At 63.0% G+C, this 17,040-nt stretch carries 16 protein-coding genes, 2 pseudogenes and 1 other annotated feature; of the genes and pseudogenes, 7 read left to right on the top strand and 11 right to left on the bottom strand.

Annotation, left to right across the window (positions count from 1 at the left end; all coding sequences use genetic code 11):
* Positions 1–172 precede the first annotated feature (172 nt).
* Both ABMA10_RS03975 and ABMA10_RS03970 read right to left on the bottom strand, forming a co-directional pair.
* The gene (locus tag ABMA10_RS03975; RefSeq protein WP_431031217.1) at positions 173–1,096 is read right to left on the bottom strand and encodes a lysostaphin resistance A-like protein; all 924 of its coding nucleotides are present in this window, start codon (positions 1,094–1,096) and stop codon (positions 173–175) included.
* A gap of 281 nt (positions 1,097–1,377) precedes the next feature.
* The gene (locus tag ABMA10_RS03970; RefSeq protein ID WP_431031513.1) at positions 1,378–2,604 is read right to left on the bottom strand and encodes an MFS transporter; all 1,227 of its coding nucleotides are present in this window, start codon (positions 2,602–2,604) and stop codon (positions 1,378–1,380) included.
* Positions 2,605–2,761: 157 nt separating this feature from the next.
* Here ABMA10_RS03970 and ABMA10_RS03965 point away from each other — a divergent pair, with 157 nt between their 5' ends.
* Together ABMA10_RS03965 and ABMA10_RS03960 are read left to right on the top strand one after the other, a co-directional pair.
* Positions 2,762–3,124, top strand: a complete 363-nt coding sequence (locus tag ABMA10_RS03965) for an ArsR/SmtB family transcription factor (RefSeq protein ID WP_431031023.1) — start codon at positions 2,762–2,764, stop codon at positions 3,122–3,124.
* A gap of 141 nt (positions 3,125–3,265) precedes the next feature.
* Positions 3,266–3,895: a recombinase family protein gene (locus tag ABMA10_RS03960; RefSeq protein WP_431031512.1), complete on the top strand. Its 630-nt coding sequence runs from the start codon at positions 3,266–3,268 to the stop codon at positions 3,893–3,895.
* 21 nt (positions 3,896–3,916) lie between these two features.
* On the opposite strand, the pseudogene ABMA10_RS03955 reads toward ABMA10_RS03960, so the two are convergent.
* From ABMA10_RS03955 to ABMA10_RS03945, 3 genes and pseudogenes are all read right to left on the bottom strand, one after another.
* Positions 3,917–4,123, bottom strand: a pseudogene (locus tag ABMA10_RS03955) (type II toxin-antitoxin system RelE family toxin); the annotation flags it as partial.
* Positions 4,124–4,172: 49 nt separating this feature from the next.
* A complete protein-coding gene (gene relB, locus ABMA10_RS03950; protein ID WP_431031216.1) occupies positions 4,173–4,394 on the bottom strand; it encodes a type II toxin-antitoxin system RelB family antitoxin in 222 nt (73 codons plus the stop codon).
* 427 nt (positions 4,395–4,821) lie between these two features.
* Complete coding sequence (locus ABMA10_RS03945) at positions 4,822–5,415, bottom strand: DUF937 domain-containing protein (RefSeq protein WP_431031215.1); 594 nt, start codon at positions 5,413–5,415, stop codon at positions 4,822–4,824.
* A 352-nt stretch (positions 5,416–5,767) separates the two neighbouring features.
* Here ABMA10_RS03945 and ABMA10_RS03940 point away from each other — a divergent pair, with 352 nt between their 5' ends.
* Positions 5,768–7,699, top strand: coding sequence for an ABC transporter ATP-binding protein (locus ABMA10_RS03940; RefSeq protein ID WP_431030899.1), 1,932 nt, complete (start codon positions 5,768–5,770; stop codon positions 7,697–7,699).
* Between the two features lie 81 nt (positions 7,700–7,780).
* Here ABMA10_RS03940 and ABMA10_RS03935 read toward each other — a convergent pair whose 3' ends face one another.
* From ABMA10_RS03935 to ABMA10_RS03925, 3 genes are all read right to left on the bottom strand, one after another.
* The gene (locus ABMA10_RS03935) at positions 7,781–8,062 is read right to left on the bottom strand and encodes a hypothetical protein (RefSeq protein ID WP_431030900.1); all 282 of its coding nucleotides are present in this window, start codon (positions 8,060–8,062) and stop codon (positions 7,781–7,783) included.
* Between the two features lie 584 nt (positions 8,063–8,646).
* The gene (locus ABMA10_RS03930; protein WP_431030901.1) at positions 8,647–8,856 is read right to left on the bottom strand and encodes an antitoxin; all 210 of its coding nucleotides are present in this window, start codon (positions 8,854–8,856) and stop codon (positions 8,647–8,649) included.
* A 160-nt stretch (positions 8,857–9,016) separates the two neighbouring features.
* Positions 9,017–9,466, bottom strand: a complete 450-nt coding sequence (locus ABMA10_RS03925) for a transposase (RefSeq protein ID WP_431031214.1) — start codon at positions 9,464–9,466, stop codon at positions 9,017–9,019.
* Positions 9,467–9,524: 58 nt separating this feature from the next.
* Between ABMA10_RS03925 and ABMA10_RS03920 the strand changes: the two genes are divergently transcribed.
* Positions 9,525–10,744 (top strand): IS3 family transposase gene (locus ABMA10_RS03920; protein WP_431031001.1). Its coding sequence is split into 2 segments (ribosomal slippage): positions 9,525–9,804 and positions 9,804–10,744, totalling 1,221 coding nucleotides; the frame shifts between segments, so codons are not numbered across the junction.
* Positions 9,803–9,916: a sequence feature (AL1L pseudoknot), on the top strand. It overlaps the preceding gene by 114 nt.
* A 28-nt stretch (positions 10,745–10,772) precedes the next feature.
* Here ABMA10_RS03920 and ABMA10_RS03915 read toward each other — a convergent pair.
* Positions 10,773–11,540 (bottom strand): annotated as a pseudogene (locus tag ABMA10_RS03915) (IS256 family transposase); the annotation flags it as partial.
* Here ABMA10_RS03915 and ABMA10_RS03910 point away from each other — a divergent pair.
* The 3 genes from ABMA10_RS03910 to ABMA10_RS03900 are packed head-to-tail and all read left to right on the top strand — an operon-like array spanning position 11,531 to position 15,415.
* Positions 11,531–13,615, top strand: a complete 2,085-nt coding sequence (locus ABMA10_RS03910) for a type IV secretory system conjugative DNA transfer family protein (RefSeq protein ID WP_431031213.1) — start codon at positions 11,531–11,533, stop codon at positions 13,613–13,615. The pseudogene ABMA10_RS03915 and the gene ABMA10_RS03910 sit on opposite strands and share 10 nt — an antisense overlap.
* Complete coding sequence (locus ABMA10_RS03905) at positions 13,612–14,292, top strand: DUF4913 domain-containing protein (protein WP_431030904.1); 681 nt, start codon at positions 13,612–13,614, stop codon at positions 14,290–14,292. The genes ABMA10_RS03910 and ABMA10_RS03905 overlap by 4 nt, the downstream gene beginning before the upstream one ends.
* Positions 14,285–15,415, top strand: a complete 1,131-nt coding sequence (locus ABMA10_RS03900) for a hypothetical protein (protein WP_431030905.1) — start codon at positions 14,285–14,287, stop codon at positions 15,413–15,415. The genes ABMA10_RS03905 and ABMA10_RS03900 overlap by 8 nt, the downstream gene beginning before the upstream one ends.
* Here ABMA10_RS03900 and ABMA10_RS03895 read toward each other — a convergent pair.
* Complete coding sequence (locus ABMA10_RS03895; RefSeq protein ID WP_431030906.1) at positions 15,412–16,563, bottom strand: zeta toxin family protein; 1,152 nt, start codon at positions 16,561–16,563, stop codon at positions 15,412–15,414. The two genes, ABMA10_RS03900 and ABMA10_RS03895, sit on opposite strands and share 4 nt — an antisense overlap.
* Entirely contained in the window at positions 16,563–17,027 is a 465-nt protein-coding gene (locus ABMA10_RS03890) for a hypothetical protein (RefSeq protein ID WP_431030907.1), read from the bottom strand. The genes ABMA10_RS03895 and ABMA10_RS03890 overlap by 1 nt, the downstream gene beginning before the upstream one ends.
* Positions 17,028–17,040 lie beyond the last annotated feature (13 nt).

Raw genomic sequence — 17,040 nt, 5'->3', positions numbered from 1 at the left:
CAGGGTACCGCATCGACTTTGGTAGCCGGTGGAACCGGATCCAGGTTTCGGTTACGGACAGTCGTAGCTCATGGCCCACGGGCCGAGCAGTCGGCCAGCGAGCACGCCAAAATGGCGCCCAGAGTTACCGGGGCGTTCCGGCCGACGGGCGAGGTCATTCAACGACTCCAGATCAGGATTGAGCGTGCTGACGGGGCAGCATGTTGCCGCGTCGTATGGCGGCGATGGTCAGGACGACGCCCGCGGCGAGAGCGAAAGCGATCACGATAAGGGATCCCTCACCACCCATGGCTGCGCCAGTAAGGAGGTCAGATCCCTGCAACTGACCTTCGATGAGCGACCCGCCGGTCTCGTTGCCGGACACATTCAATCCGAAAATCGCGCTCTGCGTGGCGTTGAAGGCGAAGTGCAAGGCGATCGGAAACCACAGGGTGCGGGTGAGAAAATACGCCATGTTCAGCAGCAGACTGGCCGAGCAGAAGATGAACACCGCAGCAAGCGGGCCAGCCGGAGAGCTGAAGGAATGTACCAGCGCGAACACGACACTGACGATAGCGAGGGCCGCCCAGGAACCGAGCCATCCGTCGATGAGTCTGAGCAGGAACCCTCGAAAGAAGACCTCTTCCATCACGGCAGGCCCCACGCCCAGCATCAGTCCGGTGAGGATTCCTGCGCCAAGCTGAACACTCTCGACGCGGTACACGCCCAGAATCCCCAAGATGGTCATCGCACCTGCGACGATGCCGCCGCCGATCAGCAAGCCCCACAAGATCCCCGACAGTGCGCCATCCCGCCTCAGCTCGACTGCGGGCCGGCGCGACACCCGGCGCACAATCACGATGAAGCCGATGATCGCCACAACGGCGCCTACCAGGAACCCGACCGGCGCAGCGGGGCCGTCACCGGTGAGGATCTCCCCGACGTTCGCGCTGGTCGCGGTGGAGGTCGCGGTGAAAACACCGATGGCGGCCGCCGTCATCGCCAGCTGACAGACGATGTAGAGACCAATCCCAAGCACCAGCTGCAGTATGCGGCGGCGTTCCGGTTGTCGACCGACGTGTCTCCGCGAGCTGCTATCGATTCCGAATCGGTCCATAAGAGTAACTCCTTGAAGTGCTGTGCTGTGGTGCAGGTGAGCAGAGAGCGGTTGTTCAGAATCATGCCGCGCACACTTCGATTTTCGTTGAACTTGTGTAACGAGTTCGGCTAAAGATGACACTTTTCCCGCAGTACGTCGGATGCGGAAAAGTAGTTCGTCTCGGCAGTGCACTGTCGATGAGCTGCCGACCCGACGGTACTGACGCCTAGCGCCTCACGTTGCCCAAACGGACTACCTGGGTGGCGGCGGAAGTGGCGCGCGATCCTACGCTCAGGGATCTATGGGATTGGGTTCTTCGATTTGCGGTTGGGTGTGGTGTTTTCGAGGTAGCAGGGGCGTCCTGCGAGGTAGCCGAAAATAGCTTGCAGGATGGTTGTGGCAAGGATGAAGAGGATGGGGGCGTGCCACCCATCGGTTAGATCATGGATGAGGCCGGCCAGCAGTGGGCCGAGTGCGGCGAGAAGGTAGCCGATGGATTGGCCCATGCCTGAGAGAGCTGTGGCTGTTGCGGGTCCTTGGGTTCGGAGGCTGAACAGGGATAGGAGTATGACGAGGCCGCTGCCTCCGGCGAGCCCGCCGAAAATGGCCCAAGCAATACCCCAGCTGGGCAGGAAAAGATACCCAGCCCAAGTGACAAGCATCATGGTCGCGCTGAGGACGGCGAGCGAGGATTGCGAGGGTCCCGCTCGCTTCATGGCGATCGGGGTGAGCAGGTTCGCCGCAACCCCCACGAGCATGAGGAGGGTGAGGTGGGTGCCCGCTGCAGCTGGGGTGAGGCCGTTTGCCTGCTCGATGGTGGGGAGCCAGGTGACGAGTGCGTAGAACGCCATGGACTGGGTGCCGAAGAACAGAGCCACCTGCCATCCCAGGGCACGGTTCCAGGGCGACACGACTGACGCATGCTGAGGCGCAGAGACGGTCTCAGCGGTGATCGTTCGAGGGGAACGCAGGAGCGGGACTCCGACTACCATACCGATGATGACAAAGCCTGCGCTGATCCCGAGCGCAAATCGCCATCCGGAAGGATCAGCGCCTGCGATTGGGACAACAACTCCGGCGAATGCGGCGGCGAACACGCTCTGCACGGCCGCGTAGAGCCCCGTGACGCTCGAGACTCTTGTGGGGAAGTTCTTCTTCACGATCCCCGGCAGGAGAACGTTGACCAGGGCGATGCCCATGCCGATGAGTACTGTCCCGATCCAAATGCCTCCAAATGCTGGCACCAGAGAGCGCAAGAGGATGCCGGCTGCGAGAATCCCTAATGCCATTAGGATCGTGCGCTCGCTGCCGAGCCGACGGCCGATCGATGCGGCAAGAGGCGAGAAGAGCGCGAAGGCGAGCAAGGGAATCGCACCTAACGCACCCGCTGCACCGCCACTCAAGCCCTGATCTGTGGTGACTTGCGGTAGCAATGGGCCCACGGCATTGAATGGTGCACGCATGTTCATTGCGATCAGGAGCACCCCGATCAAGACGCCGCCGCTTCGTGCTGGAGTATCTGTCATCACGTTCCGTCCCTGCTCTCCTGAAGATCGCCGCCATTTTGGACACGAGACATGAGCCTCGTGAGCAACCCGAGCCGACCGAAGGTACGATCAAGGTTGTACTTCAGCAGTAGAACAGAAACGCAGGTTCGATGCAAACCGAACCTAGGGGAGGTTGATGATGCCAGATGAAGAAGGACACCCCGGTGTTGAAGAGATGCAGTTGGGTGTCATCCTGACCGCGTTGGCCGATCCGCTGCGCCGTTACGTCGTCACCGAACTCATCGCCGCACCAGAAGACTCGGAACGCACGTGCGCTTCATTCGGCCTCGGTGTAGCCAAATCCACCCTCACGCACCACTTCAGAGTGCTCCGAGAGTCTGGTCTGGTCTGGCACACCAATTACGGCAACAGCCGAAAAGTGCGTCTACGTCGCCAGGACCTCGAAACCCGATTCCCGGGCCTTCTCGCGCTTCTCCTACGCGACACCCCAACCGATTCTCCGAAGAACACACAAGCTCCAGCGGCTCCCGGCGTGTAGTTGGGGTGTACCCCAACTGGACGTCCGGCCATCGCTGAAAATTCTGTCTACTTAGGGTCCATTCCTGCATTGATTGACAGCACCGCCCGTGGGTCTTGGAGTTCAACCTGACAGGACGGCGGGGGCACGGCGGGTAAGCGCATTGGCTATGTCCGGGTGAGCACGTTGGATCAAAACACGATCCGGCAGCTCGACGGCATTCCGTTGGACAAGGTCTACACCGACAAGGCATCGGGGAAGGATCGCGATCGCCCTCAGCTCGAGGACATGATCGGCTTCGTCCGCGACGGCGACACCGTCCTGGTGCATTCGATGGACCGTCTCGCCCGGAACCTCGACGATCTCCGGCAGTTGGTGCGGCGGATCACGGACAAGCAGGTGCGGGTCGAGTTCGTGAAGGAACAACTCTCGTTCACGGGCGATGACAGTGCGATGTCGAACCTGCTTCTGAGTGTGATGGGTGCGTTCGCGGAATTCGAACGCTCTCTGATTCTTGAACGGCAACGTGAGGGCATCACTCTGGCGAAGCAGGGGAAGGTGTATCGGGGGCGGGCGCCGGCGCAGAATATTGAACGCGCCAGGGAGCTGCGGGAGAAGGCTGCTGCGGGGGTTTCGACGGCGGCGCTGGCCCGGGAGTTCGGGATCAGCCGCGAGACCGTGTACGCGTATCTTCTGCGCCGCAGAGGATGCGCCCGCGCGCCAGGAGCTGGATGCGTCGATCGCAACGCTACCCGCGGACGAGCGTCCCCTGCCAGACAGGGCCGGGCATGACGAGCTCCTGTCGCTGCGTCGTCAGTAGATCTCGGACCGGTGCCCGAGGTCCACTGCGATGAGGACAAGCTCGTGGTCTCGGATCTCGGCGAGGAGACGGTAATCGCCAACGCGGTACCGCCAGTACCCGGAACGGTTCGCGGTGAGTCCTTTGCCGCGTTGGCGTGGATCCTCGAGGGCGAGGAGCTCATCGAAGTAACGCGCGACGCGTTGCCGGATTGGTTTGTCGAGTTTGCGGAGCTAGTGCTCGAAGTCGCGACTGATCTCGAGGCGCCACTCAGAGACCAAGTCCCTCTTTGGCCTCAGCCCATGGGCGAGTCTCCTGCGGGGATGCTTCCCAGGGCGTAATCGCCGCGTCCGCCCAGTAGTGCTCTTCGAGTTCCTCAAGGTGGAGGGTGATTGCTTCCTTGACGTAGAACGAACGCGTGCGGCCGGTACATTCCGCAAGCGCGCCCAGGCGGCTCTCCAGCTCGGGACTCAGACGTACGGCAACAGTCATGACACGCTCCAACTATCAGCGTTTACATGTAAACACTACGTTGAGCGGGCATAGTCCACCAGCGAGCTCTCTGAGGTCGGGCGCCACGGGTGGCGTCTCGAAACGCTGGCCTGTGTTTCGGTGCGCGAGTCAGGTCTCGGGACACGGTTTCAAGACTTTCGGCGCATCCGTGAACATGCATGGTTCGGTGCTTCCCGCGCGGTTGGCGTCGACGAACGCGACCGGTCGTCGAGACGCCATGAGACCGCCGTGGGGTATTGCGACACGGGATCTGCGTACTCATGTGGCTGCCTCCCGCCGCTCTGCCTTCTCGCAGCGAAGGCAAGGCGCATTCCCAGCGCAGGGGCCCGAGCTCGTGCCCGCGCCCCTGCAACCTTGGTAGCGCAACACGTCACAAAGCGATGCCTCGCACGCGGGCTCTGACCGGCTACTTCTTGGTGCCGCCTCCGAAGAGCCCACCAAGGGATCCCAAGATGTCGCCCATGCCGCCTGATGAGTTGGACGTATTGCCACCACCAGCGAGACCGCCAATCAGGCCGCCCAGGACATCACCGATGCCGCCACCGGAAGCAGGCTGCGCTGCCGCGTTGGACGTCGCCGATTCCTGCTTCCCCTGCAACTGCTTCGCTACGAAGCTCATGAGCACCGGGGCGAGCATCGGGAGAAGCTTGCCGATCACATCACCACTGATGGGACTCGCTGCTGCTGCGGGCTGTGCACTGCTCAGCGCCGCCACGACGTCCTTCTTCTTCTCGCCGAACACATGATTGACGATCTTCTCGCCGTCGGCCGTGTCGACATCGGCGAGCGAGACGCCTCCGTCGACGAGCGCCGTCCCGTGCTGCTCGACCGCTTTTGCGATCGAATCGGCGCCGCCCTCCTTGGCGTTCGCCTCCAGACCACCGACGAGCGCGGGCAGGGCCTGCTTGACCGCGGCCTCCGCCGTCCCCGAGTCCACGCCGAGCTGCTTGGCGATGTCGCCGATCGGCAACTGCGCGATGAGATCTTCCAGACTGCTCACAACACCCTCATTCCTGACGGCGCATCGACGCGCCACCAAACATCGTCAGGGTACCCCGCGCAGGCCTCTCAGGCACGGTTCGATTAGTGAAGAAACACTAAAGAGAGCGCCGCCCATCGCTCATGGAATGCCGCGGCGAGGATCCTACACACCAACCCCGCGCCACCTGCGGCTGTGTTCACGATGATCGAACGCACGTCAGGAGCACTGGCTCTCGTGAAACACGACGAGCACCCTCATCATCTACCGCTAGCGACACGAAGCGACTGAGTTGCCCGTGCGGAGGGCATACATAAGTACAGTATCGGCTCAGTTCTGAATGTTACCGCTGACCCGAGAGTATGATCCGGGCATGGTTGCGCACGATGATGAATCAGAAGATGATCTCGACGAACTCGCAGCGGTTAAGGGCACTTGGTTCGCTCACGATGACACGGTAGCGACAACAAATTTCGGAACGATGGTGCTGCGGATCCCGCGTATCTTCTCTGCCGTCCTCCGCGATTGCTGGTCAGTCTCCCGCTGGGCGACAGCCGTCATGATCGTGCTCACGCTCGGCACTGAGCTGGCGGTCGCTGTTGGGCTGTTCGCGACGACCGATGTCCTCGCGAACCTGTTCGCTAGTGGTCCGACTCCGGAGCGAGTGACTCAAGCCCTGCCGTCCCTCGCGATCATCGTTGTCGCTCTGGTGGCTCGCGAGGCGATGCGTCAGGGCGCGTCACTCGCACGACAACGCCTCGGAGCGCGACTGAATCAGCAGGTTGAGGAGCGCATTCTCGAACTGGTGAGTCGGGTCGAGGTCATCGCGTTCGACGATTCTGCGTTTAACGATGCTGTACACCGGGTCAAGGAAAGTGCGCCTCGCCTTCCGGAGAGTCTTCTGTCTGCTCTTCTCGACATTGTGGGCAGCGTGATCCAGTTCGTCACGATCGCTGGTGTCCTTCTCGTGCTGAATCCACTCCTGGCTCCGCTGCTTCTGCTGGCCGTGATCCCCACCTGGCTCGCCTCAGTGCGCGCGTCTCGCTTGGCATATGGAACCTATTTCCACACCGGTGGGCCAGGGCGTCGCAAGGAGAAGATCATCGACCTCCTCACCTCGCGTCAGGCAGCGCCCGAAGTGCGAGCAAACACAATGCGTCCGTTCCTGATGGGACAATTTCGGGTCAGCGCCACATGGGTTCGCGACGCCCAGCTGCGTCTGGCGAACGACCAGGCCAAGACAAACAGTATTGGCGAAGCGGTCGGAGGAGCTGGCGCTGCCGTTGTCTATGTCGTACTCACCGTGCTGCTGATGACAGGGGTGATGAGCTTCGCAGTCGCCGGAACAGCGTTCTTTGCCATCCGTACCGCTCTGGGCTCTCTCCGCGGTATCGGCTGGCAAACCAACATGTTCTACGAACAGTCGCTGTTCTATGACGACTACATCGCACTGCTGGAGGATGCTCGTAGTCGCCTGGAACGCACCGGAGGAGTCCCGCCGTCCGCAGACGCCGACCACATTGAAGTGAAGGATGTATCGTTCAGCTATCCTGGCTCAGAGAAGCTAGCTCTACACGATGTCAGCGTGACAATTCGTCAAGGAGAAGCGATTGCCCTTGTCGGCGAGAACGGTTCAGGGAAGACAACACTGTCGAAACTCCTGGCCGGCCTCTACCAGCCAGCGACCGGCGAAGTCTCCTTCGGCGGGGTTCCGTCAACGAGCATCGACCTGGAAGAGCTGCGTCACACCATCTCGGTTATTAGTCAGGACTACTCACACTGGCCGTTCAGCGCGCGACGAAACATCACTCTCGGCAACGACAGGGAACCATCAGCAGCCGAACGATTCGAGGCTGCTGTGCAGGCGTCATCGGCTGACAGCGTACTCAATCAACTCCCCGATGGGGCGGAGACTCTGCTCGACGCCTCCTTCCTCGGCGGCGTCGACCTCTCCGGCGGCCAGTGGCAGCGGATCGCGATCGCGCGCGGGCTCTATCGTGACGCCCGCATCCTGATCTGCGACGAACCAACAGCCGCTCTCGACGCGAGAGCCGAACATGCCGTCTTTGAAGCGATTCGTCATTACGCCGAAAATCGCACCGTTGTGCTCATCACCCACCGGATGGCGAGTGTCCAGTTCGCCGACCGAATCTACGTACTCGACAACGGTCGTATCGCCGAACACGGAACCCACCGCGAGCTCTTCGCCGCTAGAGGCCTCTACCATGACCTCTATAGCCTGCAAGCTTCAGCATACGAAGCCGCGGAGAAACCCCCACCAGAGACCACGTTCACTCAGCCCTGATCACCGGATAACGAAACTTGTCCCAGAGAATCAGCGAATATTGATTTCGTCTTGAGGTGTTTGACACGGAGCACGGAAGATTCAACCGATCAATGCACCGGTGAGTCCCGTGTTGTGCCCCGACTGGCCGGTGACCAGGACAAGACGGACTATCCGCAACCTCGCCGGCCGAAGAACGGCCGCGTGGGGAGAATTCAGAACATGGTGTCGTTCCGTGAAAGCCCAGGCGAAGCGGACGGCCGGATGGTTCTCGGTCACCTTGAGGGCGATCTGATCATCGGCAAGAACAACCGCGGTGCGATCGGGGCGCTCGTTGACCGTGCCACTGGGAAGTGCTTCCTGTTCCGCGTTGCAGACGATCAACCACGCTGGATCGTTGTCCGTGATCAGCTGGGATCAGGGTGTCAAGCTCCACCGTCACCTGGAGATCGTCGCGGCCACGGAAACGCTGCCGCTGCGCCACCCCGAATGAGAGACTTGCAGAACTCACCGGTGCACCGACCGGTTAAACCTCCCTGCTTGGTCGAGTGACTGTTGAATAATGCCCGCCGCGTGCCACGCACCGATCTCGTCCAATGCACTGATCGCTCACAGATCTCGAGATCCAGCTCTGCCACCCGGATCTCTGCCTGATCTCGTTCGACAATCGCGTCAAGGTCTGACGTGGTTTGGAACTTTTCGGTGATCTCCGCAGCGAACCGCCGCTGCTCCGTGAGGTGCAGCAACGGGCGCAGCATCGCCGCGATTTCCGCATCTGTCAGTACCCGGACCCTGCCCGCTCTCCATTCCCGTCGATGCGAGAAAGCAGCTGCCGCATCGCACGCAGTTACGCCGTTGTGGCGCGTGCGAAGACGCTCCTTGAGCATGTCCGCACGCCCCACAACGCCGGCGCCGATTCTCCGCGCCCGAAGCTACGGATCGATCGGGCATCCTGCTGGTGATGCTCGCTATTCAGTGCCGACCGCTTTGTCCGCGGCATCACGCGCAGAACCGATTTGCTCCTCGGCTTTGTCTCCGGTGACCTTGTTCGCGACATCCGCGACACCATCGAGCACTTTGTCGCCGGTGTGTTCAGCTTGCTCGCTATTCAACGCGTCCTTGACGCGGTTGTCGCCGAGAAACTCCTTGGCTTTCGCGGTGACGTCTTCGATACCCATAACCAACTCCAACCTCTCACACACGCCAGAAATGACGCGATACGCCTCAGCATGACCCCCGAAGGGGGGCATGTCAATGAGCGCATCAACGATGCTGGGCCTTGACCCCGGATCGTGGACACGGGGACTGTCAAATTAACGGTGTATCTCGGTTGTTGTTTTACTGGTTGGCGCCGCTGAGGCGGCCGTTGAATCGGATGTCGAACGCGTTCAATGCTTGCTTCCATCGTTGGGTCCAGCGGGCTCGTCCTTTGCCCGTTGGGTCGAGGGCCATGACCGCGAGGTAGACACATTTCAACGCCGACTGCTCGTTCGGGAAGTGGCCCCTGGCCCTGACCGCTTTTCGGATCCTGGCATTGACGGACTCGATCGCGTTCGTCGTACAGACGATCCGGCGAATCTCTCGATCGAATCCAAGGAAGGGCACGAACTCCGCCCACGCGTTCTCCCACAACCGGATGATCGCGGGGTATTTCTTCCCCCAAGCCTCCCCGAACTCGAGGAAGCGCTCTTCCGCCTCCGCGACGGTCGACGCCTGGTAGACGGGCTTCAAAGCTTTCGCGATCTTGTCCCAGTCCTGCCGGGCGGAGTACTTGAAACTGTTCTGCATCAAATTGTCTTGCCCTTGGTTTGATGGAGACTCTGATCGTCCTGAAAGGATGAGGAGTATGCCAGCTTTGAGGAAGTACCCGGCGGAATTGAGAGAGCGTGCAGTGCGCCTTGTGTTCGAGGCGCGTGATGCGGATGGGGGCCGCCGTGGTGTGTGTACCAGGATCGGCCGGCAGCTTGGTGTCCCGTCGGACACGTTGCGTGGCTGGGTCCAGCGCGCCGAGGTCGATGGGGGTCTGCGTTCGGGGACGTCCACTGATACTGCGGTTCGCCTGGTCGAGGTGGAGCGTGAGGTGAGGGAGTTGCGGCGGGCGAACGCGATTTTGCGGAGCGCGTCGGTTTTCTTCGCGGCGGAGCTCGACCGCCCACACAGCAGATGATCGCCTACATCGATGAACACAAGGAAGAGTTCGGGGTCGAGCCGATCTGCAGGGAACTGCCGATTGCCCCGCAGACGTACTATGCCGCGCGGTCTCGGCCGCCCTCGCAGCGGTCCGTCAGTGACGAGGACACCGTGGTGAAGGTCCGTGCCGTGCACCAAGCGAACTATGGCGTCTATGGCGTCCGGAAGGTCCATGCGCAGCTGCGTCGCGATGGCCACCGGGTGGCCAGGTGCACGATCGAGCGGCTCATGCGTCGGGAGGGTCTCCGCGGGATCTCGCGGGCCAAGGGGCCACGCACGACGATCCCTGGGCCATTCACGGATCGTCCGGGGGACCTCGTTGACCGACGGTTCACCGCACCTGCACCGGACTGCCTCTGGGTTGCGGACATCACCTACATTCGGACGTTCTCCGGCTGGGTGTATGCCGCGTTCGTATTGGACGTGTTCTCCCGCCGGATCGTGGGCTGGCAGCTCTCCACAACCATGCACACCGAGCTTGCCCTCGATGCTCTCGAGATGGGCGTCTGGACGCGGCAGCGTGCCGGCCGGGACCTGTCACAACTTGTCCACCACTCGGATCGTGGAGTCCAATATCGTGCCGTGCGCTACACCGACCGCCTCGCTGAGGCAGAAGCAGTCGCCTCGGTTGGGTCCAAGGGCGACAGCTACGACAACGCGATGGCCGAGGCGCTGAACTCTCTATTCAAGGCCGAACTGATCCGCAACCTCGGCCCGTGGAAGGGGATCGACGAGCTCGAGATCGCGGTCGCGGAATACATCGACTGGTACAACCACCGCCGGCTCCACGGCGAGATCGGACACATCCCACCCGTCGAAGCCGAGAACAACTTCTACACGCAACTACCCACCATCACCGTGATGGAACGGGTCTAACCGAGCCTCTACCAAACCCGGGGCTTGACAAATGCACGATGCAGGCCTGCACCAACGTCTCGGGCCAGACGGCGTTGACGGCGTCGGGCAGACCGGTGAGACCGTCGCAGACAAGCATCAACACGTCAAGGACACCGCGGTTCTTGATCTCGGTCAGCACATGCTGCCAGTACTTCGCCCCCTCCCCACCATCGCCGGCCCAGAGACCGAGAATGTCCCGATTCCCCTCTGCCGTGACCGCGAGGACCACATAGATGGGACGGTTAGCGACTTGCCCGTCACGGATCTTGACGTGAATCGCGTCGATGAACACCACCGGATATACCGTATCCAGCGGGCGCCCCTGCCACTCCGCCATCCCGTCGAGGACCTTGTCCGTGATGGTGGAAATCGTCGTCTTGGACACCTCGGTCCCATACACGTCGGCGAGGTGCGCGGCAATGTCCCCATGCGTCAGCCCCCGCGCCGAGAGCGACAAAACGATGTCCTCGATCGAGCCCAGGCGCCGCTGCCGCTTCTTCACGACCACGGGCTCGAACGTCCCTGCCCGATCTCGGGGAACGTCGATCTCCACCGGGCCAGCCTTTGTCAGCACCGTCTTCGCTCGTGTGCCGTTGCGGGCGTTCCCGGGCCCGTCGTCGCCGACGCGCTCATGTTTTTCGTAACCGAGATGCGCCGTCAGCTCACCCTCAAGAGCTGACTCGACAACCAGCCGGGTCAGCTGCGCGAGCAGCCCGCCCTCACCATCGATCGCGACGCCCTCTCGCTGGGCGTCACCGACCAGCCGTGCCACCACACCACCAGGGGCGGCTCCAGCGGGCCCTGCGCAGCCAGCGCCTCGACATACTCAGGGGCGGGCACCATCACTTCTTCGACCTGCGGTTCCATAGGGTTCCTCCTTCATCGGAGTTACACCGTTTAACGTACAGACCCGGTGAAGCTCGGGAACGCTCCGGGGATCCCGATCAGGACGCGCATGACCGCGATCGAAAAGCGCCTCGGGAACACGAACCTTCGGTGGGACATGGCCGAGCAGCGAGTGGCGAGCTGATGGGCAGGCAGCGGCAAGCGACGGGCAGTGCCGCCGGCCCGATCGCGCTGCTCGCGGCTATCGTGCTCGCCCTGGCGGTGCCCATCGTCGGGATCTACGGCGGTTCGCTGCTCAGCCGTGACGGCCAGCAGCTCCCGGCGAATCCGCTCTCGGCCCCGTTCCTGCTGATCGGGAACCGGGTCACCTGGTCGGTGACGTCCACGGTCGCTGCCGTGGCGTTCGTACTGCTGCTGGTGGGCGGTGTGGTGGCCGTGGTGCTGCTGCGCTCCCGCGGGCGCGGCTCCAAGTCGCGGGTGGACCACAAGGCCGCGCTGATGGGGCGCGGGGCGGACATTCAGCAGCTCAGCGAGCAAGCCGCCGGCAAGGCGGCTGCTCGTTTCGGCATCACGGGCAGCATCGGCGTGTTCCTGGGCGTCAGTGTGGCCGGCGGGCGACGGTTGATCGCTGACTTCGAATCCGTCGTGCTGCAGATCTGGGGACCACGACAGGGCAAGTCGTCCACTCAGGTCATCCCGGCGGTGCTCGACGCACCTGGTGCGGTGCTCACCACCTCGAACAAACCCGACGTGATCGACGCGACACGCGAGAGCCGGAGCAAGCTCGGCACGGTGTGGTCCTTCGACCCGCAGCAGATCTCCGGCGACGCACCCACCTGGTGGTGGAACCCGCTCAGCTACGTCACGGACGACGCCAAAGCGCGCACGCTCGCGAGCCTGTTCTCTGCGGCCGGCCGTGATCCGTCCGCGAAGCGCGACCCGTATTTCGATCCAGCTGGTGAGGATCTGATCGCGGATCTCATTCTCGCGGCCGCGATCGGCGGCAAAGAGATCGTGGACGTCTACGCCTGGCTGCAGCACGGCAAGCCGAGCGAACCGCTTGAGATCCTGCGCGCACACCACGGCGGGATCTTCTCGCTGAATGCCGGTTCGTTGGAGGAGAAGTTCAACATGGAGGCGGGGCAGAAATCCGGCGTGTTCGGTACGGCCACCAACATGATGCAGTCGTTGAAGCTGCAGAGCATCCGCCAGTGGGTGAACCCCGCCCCTGGCGAGCGCCGGCCACACTTCGACGTGCACGCTTTCGTGCGTAGCAGCGACACGCTCTATGTGCTCTCCAAGGAGGGTGAGGGGTCCGCGGCCGCGCTGACCACAGCGCTCACGGTAGCGGTGGCCGCAGCGGCGGAAGAGTACGCGATGCAGTGCAAGGGCCGGCGTCTGCCGGTGCCGCTGCTGATGCTGCTCGATGAGGTCGCGAACGTGTGCCCGTGGCCGGATCTGCCGAAGAAGTACTCGCACTACGGCTCCAAGGGCATCATCCCGGTGGCGTTCCTGCAGTCGTGGTCACAGGGCGTTGGCCTGTGGGGAACGGAAGGCATGGACATGATCTGGTCGGCCGCGACAGTCAAGGTCGTGGGGTCCGGTATCAGCGAGGAGGGATTCTTGCGGAAGGTCGCGAACCTCATCGGTGAGTACACCTTCGACACCGTTTCGGAGTCGCGCAGCAAGGGCGGCACGACGCGATCGTTCAACAAGGAGGGCGGGAAAGAGAACATCATGACGATCTCAGACCTGCAGGAACTGCCGATCGGCCGCGTCGTCGTGTTCCGTGCCGGCGCTCGCTCAACGCTCGCGCGCACAGTCCCGTGGCAGAACGGCCCACACAAGGACGAGATCCTCGCGTCGCTGGCGTTGCACGAGCCAGACGGCAGCGCACCCAGCGTTGCCGCTACGGCGCTCACAGCGCCGCTGGTGGCTGCTGAGCGGCCCCGGAGCCGGTGGCTGGATCTCGATACGACCACCAACAGGAGGGACGACGCATGAGCGACGAGACAGCAGGACCAGACAGCATCGATGCGGTACTCGAGCGAGCTGTAGCGTTCGAGCTCGACGGACTCGACCTGAGCCAGATCGTCGGAGCGGCAACGCGTGCCGTGGTCAAGAAGCAGGTCGCGGCGATCGCCAAAGAGACCGTCACCACGGCCATGACGCCGGAACGGCTCGGGGATCTCCGCGAACGAACCGCCGATGCCGTCCGCGAAGCGTTCGAGGCCGGACCGGCCGAGGAGGACGATGACGACGAGCCCGAGGCGGTACTTGTTTATGGGTCTACCGAGCAGTGGTTAAGCGAATGGCTGGTGCCGGCGTATCGGCGCTACCTGACCCCGAACGGCTCGCAAACGACCTGGTGCGCGTCCTGGTGGAAGCACGCCGAAGCCGTGATGCGGTTGGAAGCACTGTGGCGGGCGTGGGAGCACCTGCGTTTGGACGGGCAGACGGGCATGTCGGTGTGGTGGAAGGACCACGCCGATTACCATCTGGCCGTGATGCTCTCCGAGGAGGGGCCGTTCAGGGGCTGCACGACCACCGAGCACACGGAGCTGCTGCCGGCGTTCCCGCTGGTGGAAGCCCCCGAGGGCTTCTTCCCCGATGAACGGCCTGCAACTGAGGACACGACGAGCGACGACGACACGGACGGACAGGTGAGTGGCGATGAGTGATTCAGACGGCATGAACGAACTCTTCGACGACACGTTGCGTCAGGCGGTGATGATCGCGGCTCGGCTCGGTGAGCAGGCCGCGCGGCACCGTCAGGAGCAGCTGCGTCAGGCGAGGCTGATCAGCGAGCAGGCCGGCCGACAGGCGCAAGCCCGTTTCGACGCTGAACGACTCAGCGCCCGTGCGGGGCTCTCTGAGGTGACCGAACGCGACTGGTGGAAGGTGGCCTCACCGGAGCAGATCGGTGCCGCCTACCAAACGGCCACGGCCTGGGGTGAGCATGATCCGCAGATCGCGGCTGTGCGTTCGTATCTCGATGAGCGGTTGAGCAGTCGCGGGATCGACACGTCCGGTCAGCCGGAGACGATCACCGAGCTGATCCGGGCCAGGGAGTGGGCGGCGCAGTTTGAGCCACAGCTCAGCGACGCCTACAGCCGCGACATGATCAAGCACACAACCCCGGACGATCGCGAGCGGATGAACAACGTCCTCGTGGCGTCCTACCTCGCCCGGCCCGAATCGCAGTACGCCTCCGCGGCCGACGACGAGCGCGCTGCAGCTCGGGGCGACCGACGCGAGGCCGACCGGCAGCGGGCGGCTGGCGACGGGAACACTCGGACCGGTGCAGCGTTGGAAGCCACCGCCGAGCAGCACCAGGCCGATGCGAAGTTTCCAGTATGGGAGTTTCAGAACGAAGCTGACGTCACGATCGAGATCAGCAAAGAACGCGCCCTCGCGCGGCTCGCGAACCTCGACCCGGATGCGGCACCAGCGCCCGGAGCGCGTGGCGGCGTCAGCGACCTTCCTGGGTGGCTGGGTATCGACCCAGACGTGGATGCTGCGATCAAAGAGAAATTCCCCAACCTGGACGCGCGCGAGGAACGCAAGGCACGGGTGCGGTTCGTCGACGCCGGGGTCGAATACGACAGCGCAGGCCGTCGTACTGCCTTCGCTGATCGGCTCGACGGGACCGCGAATCAGAGCGACAAGCGAGCGCGGATGCTGGCCGATATCAGCCAGGGGACGCCGGCCGTCGCCGCGGTGAACGGTCCCCGTCCGAACGCTCCGAAGGCGCGGAAGAACACGGCCGCGCCGAACCGCCAGATGCGGAAGGGAAGCCGCTAACGCTGCCGGCCATTCTTCTCCTCCGGAGCCCTCGACCCTGTTGCGGTCGGGGGCTTCGTCGTGGGTGCCGGCTTGTTCTTGTTCACGCCGGCCGCAGCACCGTTTGCCGCTGCCCGGAGTCGCTGTAGCTCCACCAACTCGGGGTCCATCGGTGTGGACCTGTTGCCGGCGGGCTGCTTCGATGCTTCATTGGTTGACCCCGTTGTCGCTGACGCACGGGTGCTGCGTAATGGCCCACCGTGCTGCTCTCGAACGAGATCCTTCTCCCAGGAACCGGGTGCTCTCCTTGTTGCACTCGCTTCGTCAATTGTTCGATACACCCGGTAGCGCGCGACTGCCGGACAGTCGGCGGCAAGCTCCCTCGCAGCCGCTTCGGGCCTCGACATCCCTCCTGGACCGTCATAGACGTCGTGTGCATATTCGCTGGGTACCCAACGTCCACCAAGCTGGTCGCTGCCGTTGAGAGCAGCTTCATAGGACTGCTGCCACCGTTGGGTGATTCTGGCGGCGGAGATCTCGAACGGCACCTCGACGTCGATGACCTCGATGCGGTACCCGGCGGCATCCAGCTGTCGACCGAGCGCCTGCGCTGCGGCGCTGGACGACAGCACGGTGTCAATCACGACGTTGCTGCCTTCGCTGACCGCTTCGGTGCGGAGCCGGCCTGCCAGTATCGACGACTCCTCGTGGACCAGTGAGGCGAGTTCGAGCGGGAAGAAACGTTCCCCGACCACTTCGCGTGCGCGGATCTCGGGCGGCTTGATCATCGATTCGTAGCTGCCGTCACGCTGCGCCTCGCGCAGTAGCGACTGCTTGAACTCATCGGCATCGATCACGAGGTATTGATTTCGGCTGTCGCCCAAGATGTCGGCGAGAACGGTGCTTTTACCCGCGCCCGGCGGACCCGCAAGCACGATCGCCCGGCGGTCGTTCCGGACATCTGACGCGGAGTCTCGCTGTTCCGCGATGAGTCGATCGTGTAGCTGTGCCCGAGCATTCTTCGGTTCGAACCGGTCGGGTCCACGCTGTACAAACCATGCACGATTTCGTACCGTGGCGTGCGGCGCACCAGCCGCCAGTGCTTCACCCGGCTTCGACAGGGCAATGACTGAGCGACGATGTTGTTCGGTCAGGTCCTGATCTGCCACTACCGCGGCTCGTATGCGGTGGCTTCGAGGACGAGATCGTAGGCATCACCGTCGATCAAGCCCTCGTTCCGCGCTTGTCCGACATCGGAGAATGAACCCGGCGTCGAGAAACGGAGGTCATCGAAGAAGTCATGCTCGCGGGCTTCGGGAATGACGTAGTCCCAGCGGGTTAGCTCGTCGATGAGCTGATCCCGGGTCAGCTCGCCCACCGAGTAGCGGAGGCAGATCTCATACGGGTCGGCCCCGGAGAAGCCAGGCCGGGCCGGCGACACCTTCTCCGCTGTCTTGAGCGCTGTGGACAGGCTCGGTTGACTAATCCCCAGTTCCTTCGAGAGCTGCCGTTGAGGGATGCCCAGTGAGGCCAGTCGGGTCAGCTCGCGTCGGTAGTCGAGCTGGTCCAGATTCACTCGTCGCCGCAGCGTCCGGGCTCGGCCCGCTTCCATCGTGTAATCGATCGTGGTCATGTGAATCACCTCC

The organism is Plantibacter sp. RU18 (genome assembly GCF_050613355.1).
Taxonomy (GTDB): Bacteria; Actinomycetota; Actinomycetes; order Actinomycetales; family Microbacteriaceae; genus Plantibacter.
The sequence above is the reverse complement of the archived record's forward strand: the minus strand, read 5'-3'. Positions and strand labels throughout refer to the sequence as shown.